This is a genomic window from Streptomyces sp. NPDC101237 (assembly GCF_044767465.1).
Lineage (GTDB): Bacteria > Actinomycetota > Actinomycetes > Streptomycetales > Streptomycetaceae > Streptomyces > Streptomyces gramineus.
Map to the genome: position 1 here is coordinate 204,735 of NZ_JBIWNY010000016.1, position 13,768 is coordinate 218,502.

Here is a 13,768-nt window from a genome sequence, read left to right on the forward strand (position 1 = left end):
ATGGAAAGCAGCAGCACCACGGGCGGCAGCACGCGCCGTGAAGCCACCCGGCAGAAGCTCTACGAGGCGGCCGTCACGCTCATCGCCGAGCAGGGCTTCTCCGCCACCACCGTGGACGAGATCGCCGAGCGTGCCGGGGTCGCGAAGGGCACGGTCTACTACAACTTCGCGAGCAAGTCGGTCCTCTTCGAGGAGCTGCTGCGGCACGGCGTGGGCCTGCTCACCGCCTCCCTGAAGGAGGCCGCCGAGCGGACCGCGCGCGAGGGCGGCAGCCGGGTCGACGCCCTGGACGCCATGATCCGCGCGGGTCTGGTCTTCATCGACCGCTATCCGGCGTTCACCCAGCTCTACGTGGCCGAGCTGTGGCGCACCAACCGGGCCTGGCAGTCCACCCTGATGGTGGTCAGGCAGCAGGCGGTCGCGGTCGTCGAGGGCGTGCTGCGGGCGGGCGTGGAGGGCGGCGAGTTCAGCGACGAGATCGACGTCCCGCTGACGGCGGCCGCGCTGGTCGGCATGGTGCTGGTGGCCGCGCTGGACTGGAAGTCCTTCCAGCCGGAGCGCTCCTTGGACGACGTCCACGCGGCGCTCTCCCGGCTGCTGCAGGGACGGGTCAGCGGGAGGGGCTGAGCCCGGCGCCGGCCGCCTCGCGCGCGTGCCCGGCACGGCCCGCACGCGCGCGGGTGCGCGCGGAGGACGCGGAGGACGCCGGCCCGTGACGGCCGCGTCCCCCGCGGGCCGCCGCCGGACCGGCGCCGTGCGTCGCACCCCCGTGCTTCCGGGGTCCCCGTCGACTCCCCCGGGTCCCCGCTCCCCCGTGTCCCGCTTGTGCCGACGAGCCGACGAGCCGACGAGCCGACGGGCCGACGGGCCGACGGGCCGACGGTAGGAGCGGTCGAGGGCGCCGGCGCCGTTCCGCCGCCCCGTGTCGGCGGTACCGGACCCGGCGCCCTTCTCCGTGCCTCCACTGTCTCGTCCGCGCAGGTCGCGGCCCATCCGCGCGCGTACTCATCTCACCGTCTGAGTAGCCCTGCTCGGTTCCGCGCGCGCAGGCCCACGACGTGCGGGCGCCGACTGGCTACGATCGCGTCCGTGTCCGTACTCCCCTTGGTCTTCACCAGCGGCTGGGCCAGCGGAATCAACGCCTACGCGGTGGTGCTGCTGCTCGGCCTCTTCGGCGCGACAGGCCTGAGCGACGACGTCCCCGCGACGCTGCAGCGTCCCGAGGTGCTGATCGTCGCGGGCGTCCTGTTCCTGTGCGAGTCGGTCGCCGACAAGATCCCGTACGTCGACTCGGTGTGGGACTCCGTGCACACGGTGGTCCGCCCGGTGGCGGGCGCCTGGGTCGGTGCCCTGCTCGCCGGGCACAGCGGCTCCCTGTCGGACGTGGCCGCCGGGCTGATCGGCGGTTCGACCGCGCTGGCCAGCCACACGGTCAAGGCCGGGACCCGGATGGCGGTGAACACCTCGCCGGAGCCCTTCAGCAACATCGTGCTGAGCTTCGCCGAGGACCTCGGGGTCGGCGCGATCGTGTCGTTCGCGATGTTCCACCCGCTGGCGGCCGCGGTCATCGCCGCGGTGCTGCTGGCCACCGGCCTGCTCGCGCTGGTGTTCCTGATCTCCCGGATCCGCCGTTTCCGGCGCCGCCGCGCCCAGCGCCGGGAGGAACGCAGGCTCGCGGCCCAGGCGGGCCGCCCGCCGGACTGACGGGCCGCCGGACCGGGCTGTCGGTGCCGGTCGATACAGTCGCGGGCATGGGACGGATTGCGGTGATCGGCGCCGGGATGGGCGCCATGGCGGCGGCCGCCCGGCTGGCCGTGGCGGGCCACCGGGTGACGGTGTACGAGCGCACGGGGACGTACGGCGGCGCGGTGCGCCGCTTCGAGCGCGACGGGTTCGCCTTCGACACCGGGCCGGGGCTGCTGCCGCTGCCCGCCGTCTACCGCGACCTGTTCGTAAAGACCGGCAAGGAACCGCTGGAGGACCTGGTCGAGCTGGTCCAGGTGGACCCGTCGGCCCGGCACGTCTTCGCGGACGGCACCGAGGTCGCGCTGCCGAACGCGTCCCGCGCGGGCGTCGTCACCGCCTTGGACGAGGCGCTCGGGGCGGGCGCCGGACAGCGCTGGGGTGACTTCCTGGTGCGGGCCCGCGAGGCCTGGGACCGCACCCGGCGTCCGCTCCTGGAGGAGCCGCTGTGGCCGAACTGGCAGGTGCTGGCCGAGCGCGAGCCCTATCCGTCGGTGCCGCACAAGAAGCTGCTGCGCACCCGCCGGGCGACCACGCTGGCCGAGATCGGCGCCTGGGAGCTGCGCGACGCGCGGCTGGCCGCCCTCCTGGACAGCCACGCGCTCGCGTACGGCCTCGATCCCCGCGCCACCCCGGCGAGCGCGGCGGTGCTGCCGTACCTGGAGCACGCCTTCGGCACCTGGTACGTGCGCGGCGGCATCCGGGAGCTGGCGCGGGCGGTGTACGAGCGGTGCGTGCGGCGGCGGGTGGAGTTCGTGTTCGGCGCCGAGGCCACCGGGATCCTGGAGAAGGACGGCCGGGCGGCGGGGGTGGAGTTCGCCGACGGGTCGACGGCCGAAGCCGATGTCGTGGTGGCCGGTGTGGCCCCCGAGGCGCTGCGCCGCCCCCCGGCCGCGGGGGACCCGGTGCCCCGGACCGGACCGCCGAGCCGGCTCACCGTGCTGCTGGCGCTGCGCGGCGGACGGCCCGAGGGCACCGCGCACCGGACGGTGGTGCACGCGGTGGACGCCGGCGCGGAGCTGGAGGGCCTGTTCGGCGCGGCGCCCGCGGCTCCCGGGACGGTGACGGTGCTGCGGCCCGACGACCCGGCTCTGGTCCCGGACGCCGGGCACGAGGCGGTCGCGCTGGTCTGCGCGGTACCCGCCGGGAGCGGGGCTCCGGACCTGGTGGACCAGGCGGTCACGGCCGCCGAGCGGGCCGTGCCGGGTCTGCGGGAGCGCATCCTGTGGCAGGAGGTTCGCACCCCCGCGGACGTCGAGGCGGAGACCGGCGCGCCCGGCGGCGCGGTCCCGGCGCCGGCCCTGGCGGCGGGCGGCGGCGCGTTGCTCCGTCCGGGCAACACCACCGGGCTGTCAGGCCTGTTCGGCGCCGGGGGCTGGTCGCATCCCGGTGGCGGGCTGCCGCACGCCGGTATGTCCGGGGCGCTGGTGGCCGGACTCGTCGTGGAGGGACCGGAGTTCCGCGGCTCGCAGTGAGACGCGGCCCGCGCCGGGCGGCGCGGCGGTCTCAGAAACGGTACTGCTCGTCGTACCCGGTGCCCTGCCGGTCCTGCTGCCGGCCCTGTCCGTCGCCGCCCTGGTAGGGGTACTGCTGCTCGGGCGGGAGTTCGCCGCCGTAGGTCTCGTCGGCGCGCTGCTGCGGGACCCAGACGCCGCCCGCGGGGGTCTCGCCGTAGCCGCCGCCGTTGCCGTACTGCTCCTGGGTGTAGCCCTGCTGGTCGTACTGCTGGGTGCCGTAGGACTGGTCGTACCCCGCGCCGCCGTAGGTCTGGTTGCCGACGTACGGGTCGGAGTAGTTGGCGTACTGCTGCTGGGCGCCGGTGTCGTAGCCGTACTGCTGCTGGCCGTACCCGGAGTAGTCGTAGGCGTAGTTCTGGTCGGTGCCCTGGGCGGCGTACTGCTGGTCCTGGCCGGCGGCGGCCGCGTAGGCCGGGTCGTCGTACACGCCGTAGGAGCCGGTGTCGTCGGGCATCGGCTGCGGCTCGTACACCGCCGTGGACTCGGCGGCCGTGGACTCGGCGGCACGGTTCGGCGCGAAGACGTCGTCGCGGTCGTAGTCGTCGCCGTAGGACGGGTCGCCGCCGGTGATGTACGCGGCGCGCTGGGCGCCGTCGGCCTCGTCCGGGGTGTCGGCCTCCGGATCGTGGCGCTCGTCCGGCTCACCGCGGCGGCGCTTGACGGGGCTTCCCTCGCCCTCCGCGCCGGGCCGCTTGACCGCCCAGCCGGACTCGAAGCCGCGGCGGAACGACAGCGTGACGTAGGTCTGGCCGACCGCGAAGGCGATCGCGCCGATCCCGATGACGATCACCGACGGGATCAGGACACCGAACACGACGCCGACGAAGCCGCCGAAGGCGAGCAGCCGCCAGCGCAGCCGCGCCTTGTACTGCAGCAGCACCTCGCCCAGCAACCACAACGCGACGATGCCGAACGCTACGTAGAGGACCGTCCAGCCCATGTACGCCCCTCTCCCAATGACCGTTACGCAGTGTGTCGTACTCCGGTGCGACCGGTCTAGGCCCGCGGGGGATGGTGCAGGCCCAGGTTCTCGTGGATTTCCAGCGTCGCCGTGGAGCTGTTGAGCGTGATGAAGTGCAGTCCGGGGACGCCCTCGGCCAGCAGCCGTGCGCAGAACTCCGTGGCGAACTCGATACCGATGGAGCGTACCGCCGCCGGATCGTCTTTGGCTGTGAGGATCCGCTCTTTCAGGGCGTCCGGGACGGCGGCGTTGCTGAGTTTGGGCAGCCGTTCCAACATCTTCACACTGGTGACGGGCAGAATTTCCGGAATCACCGGGGTTTCGCAGCCGGCCGCGGCGACCCGGTCGCGGAGGCGAAGATAGGACTCGGGCCGGAAGAACATCTGCGTGATGGCGTAGTCGGCGCCCGCGCGGCACTTGTCGACGAAGTGCCGGACGTCGGTGTCCCAGTCGTCGGAGCGCGGGTGCATCTCCGGGAAGGCGGCCACGCCCACGCAGAAGTCGCCCGACTCCTTGATGAGGCGCACCAGTTCGGCCGCGTAGGTCAGGCCCCGCGGATGGGCCACCCAGTCCCCCATCGGGTCGCCGGGCGGGTCGCCGCGCACCGCGAGCATGTTGCGGATCCCGGCGTCCGCGTACTGGCCGATGATGTTGCGCAGTTCGGCCAGGGAGTGGTCGACCGCGGTGAGGTGGGCGACCGGGGTGAGCGTGGTGTCGGCGACGATCTGCTGGGTCTCCTTGACCGTGCCCGCGCGGGTGGAGCCGCCGGCACCGTAGGTGACGGAGACGAAGTCCGGGGCGACCGCCTCGACCCGCCGGAGTGCGCTCCACAGGTTCCGCTCGCCCTTGGGGGTCTTCGGCGCGGAGAACTCGAACGAGTACGTGGTCTTGCCGGCGGCGAGCATGTCACGCACGGTGCGTGCGCGGTCAGTCCTGGTGGATGCGGTTCCAAGGGCCATACCCGCAGGTTAGCCAGGGCCGGACGGTCACCCAACCGGACTCGGGAGATTCGCCCGGGATTGTCGGTCCCGTGTCCGGATACTGGACATATTTCCGGACGGCCGGGCGGGACCGGACCGCTACGCCGACCGCAGCCGCTTCGCGAACTCGGCGGCGGCGGCGCCCGGGTCCTTAGCCGCGGTGAGCGCGCGCACCACGACCACCCGCCGGGCGCCCGCGTCCAGCACCTGGTCCAGGTTGCCCAGGTCGATGCCGCCGATGGCGAACCAGGGACGGTCCGTGCCCAGGGCGGCGGTGTGCCGCACCAGGCCGAGGCCGGGCGCGTGGCGGCCGGGCTTGGTGGGGGTGGGCCAGCAGGGACCCGTGCAGAAGTAGTCCACGCCGCCCTGGGCGGCGGCCGCGGCGGCCTCGGCGTCGGCGTGCGTGGAGCGGCCGATCAGGACGTCGGGGCCGAGGAGCGCCCGGGCGGCCGGGACCGGCAGGTCCCCCTGGCCGAGGTGGAGCACGTCGGCGCCGGCCGCGTGGGCGACGTCCGCGCGGTCGTTGACCGCGAGGAGCTTGCCGTGCCGGGCGCATGCCTCGGCGAACACGGCGAGGTGCTCCAGCTCCTCGCCGGCCTCCATGCCCTTGTCGCGCAGCTGCACGATGTCGACACCGCCCGCCAGGACCGCGTCCAGGAACGCGGCGAGGTCGCCCTGCTCCTTACGGGCGTCGGTGCACAGGTACAGCCGGGCGTCGGCCAGCCGGGCGCGGGCGGTGTCGGTCATGCGGTGTCCCCCGTGGTGTCGGTACGGCCTTTCTCAGACGGCGAGCGCCTGGGCGCGGCGCTTCACCTCCGTGCCACGATTCTCGCTGAGTGCCTGCGCGGGGGTGCCGGGCAGGGTCTCGTCGGGCGTGAAAAGCCACTCCAGCATCTCTTCGTCCGTGAAGCCGTCGTCCCGCAGCAGCGTCAGGGTCCCGGACAGGCCCTTGACCACCTTGTCCCCGTCGATGAAGGCGGCGGGGACGTGCAGCGCCCGGTTCTCACCACGGCGGACGGCGATGAGCTGGCCCTCCTTGACCAGCTGCCGCACGCGCGTCACATCGATGTCCAGCATCTCTGCGATGTCGGGGACGGTGAGCCAGGCGGGTACGAGAGCATCGGTCTTTGCGTCAATCTCGGTCACGGGGTCAAGGGTAGGCGTTGGGGCGGGCCGGGTGCGATCGGTGGTCGTCCGGACGCGGCGGCGCCGTGGCCCGCCGCGCCGTTCCTCCCCCACCGCCGCTATCGGGGCTCCGCGGTCGCGTTCTTCAAAGGGCGGGCCGGGTCGGCCAGCGCCTCGGCGTCCATCCGGCGTCCCGCCTCGATCAGGCGGCGGCCCTGCGCCAGGTCACGCGGACGGCCCACCGCCAGCAGAGCGACCAGGCGGTCCTCGCGCAGCCAGCACACGCTCCAGGACGGGCCCGCCGGATCGCCGCGCCACACCAGCCGGTCGGCCGCCGCGTGGTGCCCGGCGTACTGCACGAACCGGCCGAACTGCTCCGACCAGAAGTACGGCACCGGGTCGTAGACCGCGTCGGTTTCGCCGAGGATGTTGGCGGCCACCGTGCGCGGGCCCTGCAGGGCGTTGTCCCAGTGGTGGACGAGCAGGCGCTCGCCGTAGCGGCCGGACGGGAAGGAGGCGCAGTCGCCGACCGCGTAGACGTCCGGGACGCCGGTGCGCAGCCGGTCGTCGGCGAGCACGTCGCCGTGCCGGCCCAGGCCGATGCCGGAGCCGGTCAGCCAGGCGGTCGCGGGACGGGCGCCGATGCCGACCACGACCGCGCCCGCGGGCACCCGCGAGCCGTCGTCGAGCACCACGGCGCCGGGTTCGACGCGCGCCACGCGCGTGTGCGTGCGCAGGTCGGCCCCGCTGTCGGCGTACCAGGCGGCCATCGGCGCGGCCACCTCGGCCGGGAGCGCTCCCGCGAGCGGCCGGTCGGCGGCCTCCACCACGGTCACCGCGCAGCCCGCCTCGCGGGCCGCGGTGGTGAACTCGGCGCCGATCCAGCCCGCGCCGACGACCACGATGTCGTGCTGCCGGGCGAGCACGGGCCGCAGCCGCTCGGCGTCGTCCAGGGTGCGCAGCAGATGGACGCCGGGCACGCCCTCGGTGCCCGGCAGCGTGACCGGCTCGGCGCCGGTGGCGAGCACCAGGACGTCGTAGGGCACCGGGCCGGCCTCGGTGTCCAGCTCGCGGTCGGCGGGGCGCACGCCGAGCGCGTCGCGGCCCAGCGCCAGCTCGATGCCGAGCGTCTCGAAGTCCACCTCGAAGGCGGAGCCCTCCGCCTTGCCGAGCAGCACCGCCTTGGAGAGCGGCGGCCGGTCGTAGGGCTGGTGCGGTTCGGCGCCGATCAGGGTCACCGTGCCGGCGAAGCCCTGTTCGCGCAGGGCCACGGCGGTCTGCACCCCGGCCATGCCCGCGCCGACGACGACCACGCGTCGCGTCTGTGACGTGCTCCGTCGCTGCGTCTGCTCGCTCACGTGATCACCATAGACAAGAACGATAGACACCTGACAAAGAGTCAGTCAGCGGGCGTGCTGAGTGACCTGTTCCACACCGCCCGGCAGGCCGTCTTACGAGGGCGCGGCGGCGCGGGCTAGGGTGGCCGGGAAGCACACGCGGGAGCCCGGACGCACCGGGCTGAGAGGGAGGCTGGCGGCCTCCGACCGTACGAACCTGATCCGGGTCATGCCGGCGAAGGGAGGGGCTGGACGCCCATGTCCGCACATACGTCCGACGTCCTCGTCATCGGGGGCGGCATCATCGGCCTGGTCACGGCCTGGCGGTCCGCGCAGCGCGGGCTCGCCACCGCCGTCGCCGACCCCGCGCCCGGCGGCGGCGCCGCGCAGGTCGCGGCGGGGATGCTGGCCGCGGTCACCGAACTGCACCACGGCGAGCAGACCCTGCTCGGGCTCAACCTGGCCTCCGCCCGCCGCTATCCCGGCTTCGCCGCCGAGCTGACCGAGCTGACCGGCCACGACCTCGGCTACCGGCGCTGCGGCACGCTCGCGGTCGCGCTGGACGCCGACGACCGCGCGCACCTGCGCGACCTGCACGCCCTCCAGCAGCGGTCGGGGCTGGACTCGGTCTGGCTGTCCGGGCGGGAGTGCAGGCGCCTGGAGCCGATGCTGGCGCCGGGTGTGCGCGGCGGGCTGCGGGTGGACGGCGACCACCAGATCGACCCGCGCCGGCTGGCGGCCGCGCTGGTGACCGCGTGCGAGCGGGCCGGGGTGGTCTTCCACCGCGACTGGGCCGAGCGCCTGGCGGTGGTGCGGGAGCGGGCCACCGGCGCCGTCACCCGCGCGGGGCAACGGCTGGCCGCGGACCGGGTGGTGCTCGCCGGCGGCAGCCTGAGCGGGCGGCTGGCGGGAGTGCCCGAGGACGTGCTGCCACCGGTGCGGCCGGTGAAGGGGCAGGTGCTGCGGCTGACCGTGCCCGCCCGGTACGCGCCGTTCCTCAGCCGGACCGTGCGGGCCGTGGTGCGCGGCGGCCATCTCTACCTGGTGCCCCGGGAGAACGGCGAGCTGGTGGTCGGCGCGACCAGCGAGGAACTGGGCTGGGACACCACGGTCACCGCGGGCGGGGTGTACGAGCTGCTGCGCGACGCGCACGAGCTGGTGCCCGGCATCACCGAGCTGCCGCTGACCGAGACCCGGGCCGGGCTGCGCCCCGGCTCCCCCGACAACGCGCCGCTGCTCGGGCCGACCCGCCTGGACGGGCTGCTGCTGGCCACCGGGCACCACCGCAACGGGGTGCTGCTCACCCCCGTCACGGGAGACGTGATGGCGGAGGTGCTGACCGGCGGGGAGCTGCCGGAAGAGGCCCGCCCGTTCACGCCGAAGCGTTTCGGCCCCGTCCCCGGCGCACTCCTGGAGCAGACCGCATGAACATCTCCGTCAACGGGGAGCGCCGGGAGATCGACCCCGGCACCGCTCTCGACACGCTCGTGAGGTCCCTGACGGCCGCGCCGTCCGGGGTGGCCGCCGCGGTCAACGAGACCGTCGTACCGCGCGGCGAGTGGCCGGGCACGGCGCTCGCCGAAGGTGACCGCGTGGAAGTCCTGACCGCCGTACAGGGAGGCTGAGCCATGGCCGACGACCCGTTCGTGCTCGGAGGGACGGCGTTCTCGTCCCGGCTGATCATGGGGACCGGGGGTGCGCCCAGCCTGGAGGTGCTGGAGCGGGCGCTGGTGGCGTCCGGGACCGAGCTGACGACCGTCGCGATGCGGCGGGTGGACCCGGGGGTGCGGGGATCCGTGCTGTCGGTCCTGGAGCGGCTGGGGATCCGGGTGCTGCCGAACACCGCGGGGTGCTTCACCGCCGGGGAGGCGGTGCTGACGGCCCGGCTGGCCCGGGAGGCGCTCGGGACCTCGCTGGTCAAGCTGGAGGTCATCGCCGACGAGCGGACGCTGCTGCCGGATCCGATCGAGCTCCTCGACGCGGCGGAGACGCTGGTCGACGACGGGTTCACGGTGCTGCCGTACACCAACGACGACCCGGTGCTGGCCCGGCGGCTGGAGGACGTCGGGTGCGCGGCGGTGATGCCGCTGGGGTCGCCGATCGGGTCGGGCCTCGGGATCCGCAACCCGCACAACTTCCGGCTGATCGTCGAGCACGCGCGCGTGCCGGTGATCCTGGACGCGGGGGCCGGCACGGCCTCCGACGTGGCGCTGGCGATGGAGCTGGGCTGCGCGGGAGTGATGCTGGCGTCGGCGGTGACCCGGGCCCAGGACCCGGAGCGGATGGCGTCCGCCATGCGGGCCGGGGTGGAGGCGGGACGGCTGGCCCGACTGGCCGGCCGGATCCCCTTCCGGCACTTCGCGGAGGCGTCCTCCCCCACCGAGGGCCGGGCCGTCCTGGACCCCGAGCGGCCCGCCTTCTGACCGGCGGCCCGTGCCGGGTGCGTCACAGCTGCGCTGCAAGTCCATGGGGAAATCTGTCTCACCTGTGGGGGTTTCGGCTGCGGCTCGTACACTCGCGGGGTGGATACGACGCTTCAGGACCCCCTGGTCGGGCAGGTGCTCGACGGCCGTTACCGCGTCGACGCGCGGATCGCCGTCGGTGGGATGGCCACGGTCTACCGGGCCCTGGACGTCCGGCTGGACCGGATACTCGCGCTGAAGGTGATGCATCCGGCGCTCGCCGCCGACGGATCCTTCGTGGAGAGATTCATCCGGGAGGCCAAGTCGGTCGCCCGGCTGGCCCATCCCAACGTCGTCCAGGTCTTCGACCAGGGCACCGACGGGCCGTACGTGTACCTCGCCATGGAGTACGTCGCCGGCTGCACCCTGCGTGACGTGCTGCGCGAGCGCGGCGCGCTGCAGCCGCGGGCCGCGCTGGACATCCTGGAGCCGGTGCTGGCCGCGCTGGGCGCCGCGCACCGCGCCGGATTCGTGCACCGGGACATGAAGCCCGAGAACGTGCTGATAGGCGACGACGGGCGGGTCAAGGTCGCCGACTTCGGGCTGGTGCGGTCCGTGAACACCGTCACGAGCAGCACCGGCGCCGTGCTCGGGACCGTGTCGTACCTGGCGCCCGAGCAGATCGAGAACGGCGCCGCCGATCCCCGCGTCGACGTGTACGCGTGCGGTGTCGTCCTGTACGAGATGCTCACCGGGGAGAAGCCGCACGACTCGGACTCGCCCGCGGTGATCCTCTACAAGCACCTCCACGAGGACGTGCCGCCGCCCTCCGCCGCCGTGCCCGGCCTGGCCTACGAGCTGGACGAGCTGGTCGCGCACGGCACCGCCCGCGATCCCGGGGCCAGGCCCTACGACGCCGTCGCGCTGCTGGCGCTGGTCCGCCGGGCGCGGGCCGCGCTGCGGGACGACCAGCTGGACGCCGTACCGCCCCAGGCGCTCGCCGCCGCGCGTGACATAGCCGAGGACCGGACGAGCGTCATCCCCCGCTCGCTCACGGTGCCTGCGCCGCCGCCGGCCGGCGAGCCGGACCACCGGGTCCTGACGACCAGCCGCTTCGAGGCGCCGCCGGTCCCCGAGGGCCGGCACGGAACCCGCCGCAGGTCCCGGGGCGGGGTGGTGACCCTCGTCGTCGCCGTCCTGGTCCTCCTCGGCGCCGGCACCGGGATCTGGTACATCAACTCCGGGCAGTTCACCAAGGTCCCGCCGCTGCTGTCGAAGACCGAGGCGCAGGCCACCGCGCAGCTGAAGGAGGCCGGGCTCGGCATCGGGAAGGTCGAGCACGCCTACAGCGACACGGTGAAGCGGGGAACGGTGATCAGCTCCGACCCGGCGGCCGGCAGGCGCATCCGCAGCAACGACTCGGTGGCGCTCACCGTCTCGGACGGCCCGGAGTCGGTGGGCGTGCCCGACGTGCAGGGCCGGACGCAGGCCCGCGCCCGGGAGCTGCTGAAGGCCGCCGGGCTGGAACCGGGCATGGTGACGCGGGAGTTCAGCGACGACGTGGCCAGGGGTTCGGTGATCTCCACCGACCCGGGCGCCGGGACCAAGCGGCACGCGGGGACGGCGATCGCGCTCGTCGTCAGCAGGGGCGCGCAGGTGGACGTGCCCGACGTCACCGGCGACGACCTGGACGACGCGCGGCAGGAGCTGCGGGACGCCGGGCTGAAGGTGACCGTGTCGGCCACCGAGATCACCTCCGAGCACGACCAGGGGCAGGTGGCCCGGCAGACCCCGGCGGGCGACGCGCGGGCCGCCGAGGGCGACACGGTGACGCTGACGCTCTCCAAGGGCCCGGAGACGGCCGAGGTGCCGAACGTGGTCGGGGCGAGCGTCGACGACGCGACCAAGCTGCTGCAGCAGTCCGGCTTCGAGGTCAAGGAGGACCGCGGGCTGCTCGGGCTGTTCGGCGACACCGTGAAGGGACAGTCGGTGGACGCCGGGAAGCAGGCGCCGAAGGGGTCGACGATCACCATCACCATCCGGTGACGGCCGCCGGCGCGCGGCGTGACACCCTGGACGGGTGAACAGCCTCCCGCCCCCGCTCCCCCGCAACCCCGTCGGCGGTCACGTCCCGGTGGCCGGCGGCCTGCACTCGGTCGGGATGTCCTACGCCCGTGAGCTGAAGGCCGAGACCGTGCAGGTCTTCGTCGCCAACCCGCGCGGCTGGGCCACTCCGGCGGGCAGCCCGCGGCAGGACGAGGCGTTCCGCGAGGCCTGCGCCGCGGAGTCGGTCCCCGCGTACGTGCACGCTCCGTACCTGATCAACTTCGGTTCGCACACCGAGGCGACCGCCGAGAGGTCGGTGCAGTCGCTGCGGCACTCGCTGCGGCGCGGGCGGGAGATCGGCGCGCTCGGCGTGGTGGTGCACACCGGGAGCGCGACCGGCGGACGGTCCCGGGAGGTGGCGCTCAAGCAGGTACGGGCGTATCTGCTGCCGCTGCTGGACGAGCTGACCCACGACGACGACCCGTTCCTGCTCCTGGAGTCCACCGCCGGGCAGGGCGCCTCGCTCTGCTCGCGCACCTGGGACTTCGGGCCGTACTTCGAGGCGCTGGACGCCCACCCGAAGCTGGGCGTCTGTCTGGACACCTGTCACGTCTTCGCCGCCGGCCACGACCTGACCGGGCCGAGCGGGATGCACCAGACGCTGGACCTGCTGGTCTCGACCGTCGGCGAGGGACGGCTGAAGCTGATCCACGCCAACGACTCCAAGGACGTCGTGGGCGCGCACAAGGACCGGCACGAGAACATCGGCTCCGGGCACATCGGCGAGGATCCGTTCCGCGCGCTGATGACCCACCCGGCGACCGAGGGCGTCCCGCTGATCATCGAGACGCCCGGCGGCAAGGAGGGTCACGCCGCCGACGTCGAGCGCCTCAAGCGGCTTCGCACGGCCTGACGGCGCCCGCTCAGCCCAGCGCCAGCGGCACCGCCGCCAGCAGCAGTCCCGCCCCGAGCAGCACCATCGACCCGCGCAGCCACCGGTACTTCGCCGAGAGGATGACGCTGACGTCCTGGAACTGGGTGAGCAGCCAGCCCACCCGGTCCGCGCCGGCCGCGGCGGCGGCGCCGCGCAGCGCCTCCGGGTCGGCGGCGGCGAGGGCGTCGGCGTAGAATGTCGGGCCCGGTGCCGCACGGACGGTGCGGGTGCGCGGCACGATCACCGCGAGCAGCAGCAGCGTGCCCGCCGCCCAGAGCACCGCGCCCGCCGCGAGGAAGACCGCGGCGGGACCGGCGACGCCGGGCGTCCCGCGCCCGAGGACCAGGGCGGGGACCGCCACGGCGCCGGAGAGCAGGACGGACGCCTTCACGTCCGCCCTGCCCACGTCCTCGCGCACGGTCAGCAGCAGCCGTTCGGCGACGTAGTGCGCGGCCGCGTCGGGATCGGCCCGGGTCATCGGCGCGCCTCGGGACTGGAGTCGTCCTCCACCCCCGTGCCCTCTCCGGGGACCGCGTCCACCTGCGGCAGCGGCGGCGCGGGCGGGATCGGCAGCGGCGCGTCGGCCGCGAGCAGCGGCGGCGCGGACGGCATGGGCGGCATGGGCAGCGAGGTCGGGGCCTGCGGCAGGCCGTTCGGGAAGACGCCGGTGGAGACCGTGCGGCTGAAGTCGATGAGGGCCTGGACCTGGTCGTCGATCTGGTG

14 protein-coding genes, 1 pseudogene and 1 riboswitch are annotated in these 13,768 nt (G+C 74.3%); of the genes and pseudogenes, 8 read left to right on the forward strand and 7 right to left on the reverse strand.

Features of this window, described 5'->3' with window-relative positions; all coding sequences use genetic code 11:
- From ACIRQ9_RS24875 to ACIRQ9_RS24885, 3 genes are all read left to right on the forward strand, one after another.
- On the forward strand, nucleotides 1-627 hold the full coding sequence (locus ACIRQ9_RS24875; protein WP_404177416.1) for a TetR/AcrR family transcriptional regulator: 627 nt from the start codon (nucleotides 1-3) through the stop codon (nucleotides 625-627).
- Nucleotides 628-1,089: 462 nt separating this feature from the next.
- The gene (locus ACIRQ9_RS24880; protein ID WP_404177419.1) at nucleotides 1,090-1,704 is read left to right on the forward strand and encodes a DUF4126 domain-containing protein; all 615 of its coding nucleotides are present in this window, start codon (nucleotides 1,090-1,092) and stop codon (nucleotides 1,702-1,704) included.
- Between the two features lie 47 nt (nucleotides 1,705-1,751).
- On the forward strand, nucleotides 1,752-3,218 hold the full coding sequence (locus ACIRQ9_RS24885) for a phytoene desaturase family protein (RefSeq protein ID WP_404177421.1): 1,467 nt from the start codon (nucleotides 1,752-1,754) through the stop codon (nucleotides 3,216-3,218).
- 31 nt (nucleotides 3,219-3,249) lie between these two features.
- Here ACIRQ9_RS24885 and ACIRQ9_RS24890 read toward each other — a convergent pair whose 3' ends face one another.
- The 5 genes from ACIRQ9_RS24890 to ACIRQ9_RS24910 all read right to left on the reverse strand — a co-directional run bounded on the left by ACIRQ9_RS24890 (nucleotide 3,250) and on the right by ACIRQ9_RS24910 (nucleotide 7,684).
- Nucleotides 3,250-4,200: a hypothetical protein gene (locus tag ACIRQ9_RS24890; RefSeq protein WP_404177424.1), complete on the reverse strand. Its 951-nt coding sequence runs from the start codon at nucleotides 4,198-4,200 to the stop codon at nucleotides 3,250-3,252.
- A gap of 56 nt (nucleotides 4,201-4,256) precedes the next feature.
- Nucleotides 4,257-5,180, reverse strand: coding sequence for a methylenetetrahydrofolate reductase [NAD(P)H] (gene metF, locus ACIRQ9_RS24895; protein WP_404177427.1), 924 nt, complete (start codon nucleotides 5,178-5,180; stop codon nucleotides 4,257-4,259).
- Between the two features lie 120 nt (nucleotides 5,181-5,300).
- Complete coding sequence (gene thiE / locus ACIRQ9_RS24900) at nucleotides 5,301-5,948, reverse strand: thiamine phosphate synthase (protein ID WP_404177430.1); 648 nt, start codon at nucleotides 5,946-5,948, stop codon at nucleotides 5,301-5,303.
- Between the two features lie 33 nt (nucleotides 5,949-5,981).
- Complete coding sequence (locus tag ACIRQ9_RS24905) at nucleotides 5,982-6,347, reverse strand: Rv2175c family DNA-binding protein (RefSeq protein ID WP_404177433.1); 366 nt, start codon at nucleotides 6,345-6,347, stop codon at nucleotides 5,982-5,984.
- A 98-nt stretch (nucleotides 6,348-6,445) separates the two neighbouring features.
- Complete coding sequence (locus tag ACIRQ9_RS24910; protein ID WP_404177436.1) at nucleotides 6,446-7,684, reverse strand: NAD(P)/FAD-dependent oxidoreductase; 1,239 nt, start codon at nucleotides 7,682-7,684, stop codon at nucleotides 6,446-6,448.
- 128 nt (nucleotides 7,685-7,812) lie between these two features.
- Nucleotides 7,813-7,924, forward strand: a riboswitch (TPP riboswitch).
- Between ACIRQ9_RS24910 and thiO the strand changes: the two genes are divergently transcribed.
- From thiO to ACIRQ9_RS24935, 5 genes are all read left to right on the forward strand, one after another.
- Entirely contained in the window at nucleotides 7,922-9,091 is a 1,170-nt protein-coding gene (gene thiO / locus ACIRQ9_RS24915; protein ID WP_404177439.1) for a glycine oxidase ThiO, read from the forward strand. It overlaps the preceding riboswitch by 3 nt.
- Nucleotides 9,088-9,288 (forward strand): sulfur carrier protein ThiS, encoded by a 201-nt coding sequence (thiS, locus tag ACIRQ9_RS24920; protein WP_404177442.1) that lies wholly within the window; start codon nucleotides 9,088-9,090, stop codon nucleotides 9,286-9,288. Before thiO ends, thiS begins: the two co-directional genes overlap by 4 nt.
- A gap of 3 nt (nucleotides 9,289-9,291) precedes the next feature.
- Nucleotides 9,292-10,086: a thiazole synthase gene (locus tag ACIRQ9_RS24925; RefSeq protein ID WP_404177445.1), complete on the forward strand. Its 795-nt coding sequence runs from the start codon at nucleotides 9,292-9,294 to the stop codon at nucleotides 10,084-10,086.
- A gap of 99 nt (nucleotides 10,087-10,185) precedes the next feature.
- A complete protein-coding gene (pknB, locus tag ACIRQ9_RS24930) occupies nucleotides 10,186-12,111 on the forward strand; it encodes a Stk1 family PASTA domain-containing Ser/Thr kinase (protein ID WP_404177448.1) in 1,926 nt (641 codons plus the stop codon).
- A 34-nt stretch (nucleotides 12,112-12,145) separates the two neighbouring features.
- A complete protein-coding gene (locus ACIRQ9_RS24935; protein WP_404177451.1) occupies nucleotides 12,146-13,024 on the forward strand; it encodes a deoxyribonuclease IV in 879 nt (292 codons plus the stop codon).
- Between the two features lie 10 nt (nucleotides 13,025-13,034).
- Here ACIRQ9_RS24935 and ACIRQ9_RS24940 read toward each other — a convergent pair whose 3' ends face one another.
- Both ACIRQ9_RS24940 and ACIRQ9_RS24945 read right to left on the reverse strand, forming a co-directional pair.
- The gene (locus tag ACIRQ9_RS24940) at nucleotides 13,035-13,523 is read right to left on the reverse strand and encodes a Pycsar system effector family protein (protein WP_404177454.1); all 489 of its coding nucleotides are present in this window, start codon (nucleotides 13,521-13,523) and stop codon (nucleotides 13,035-13,037) included.
- Nucleotides 13,520-13,768 (reverse strand): annotated as a pseudogene (locus tag ACIRQ9_RS24945) (hypothetical protein); the annotation flags it as partial. The pseudogene ACIRQ9_RS24945 and the gene ACIRQ9_RS24940, both read right to left, overlap by 4 nt.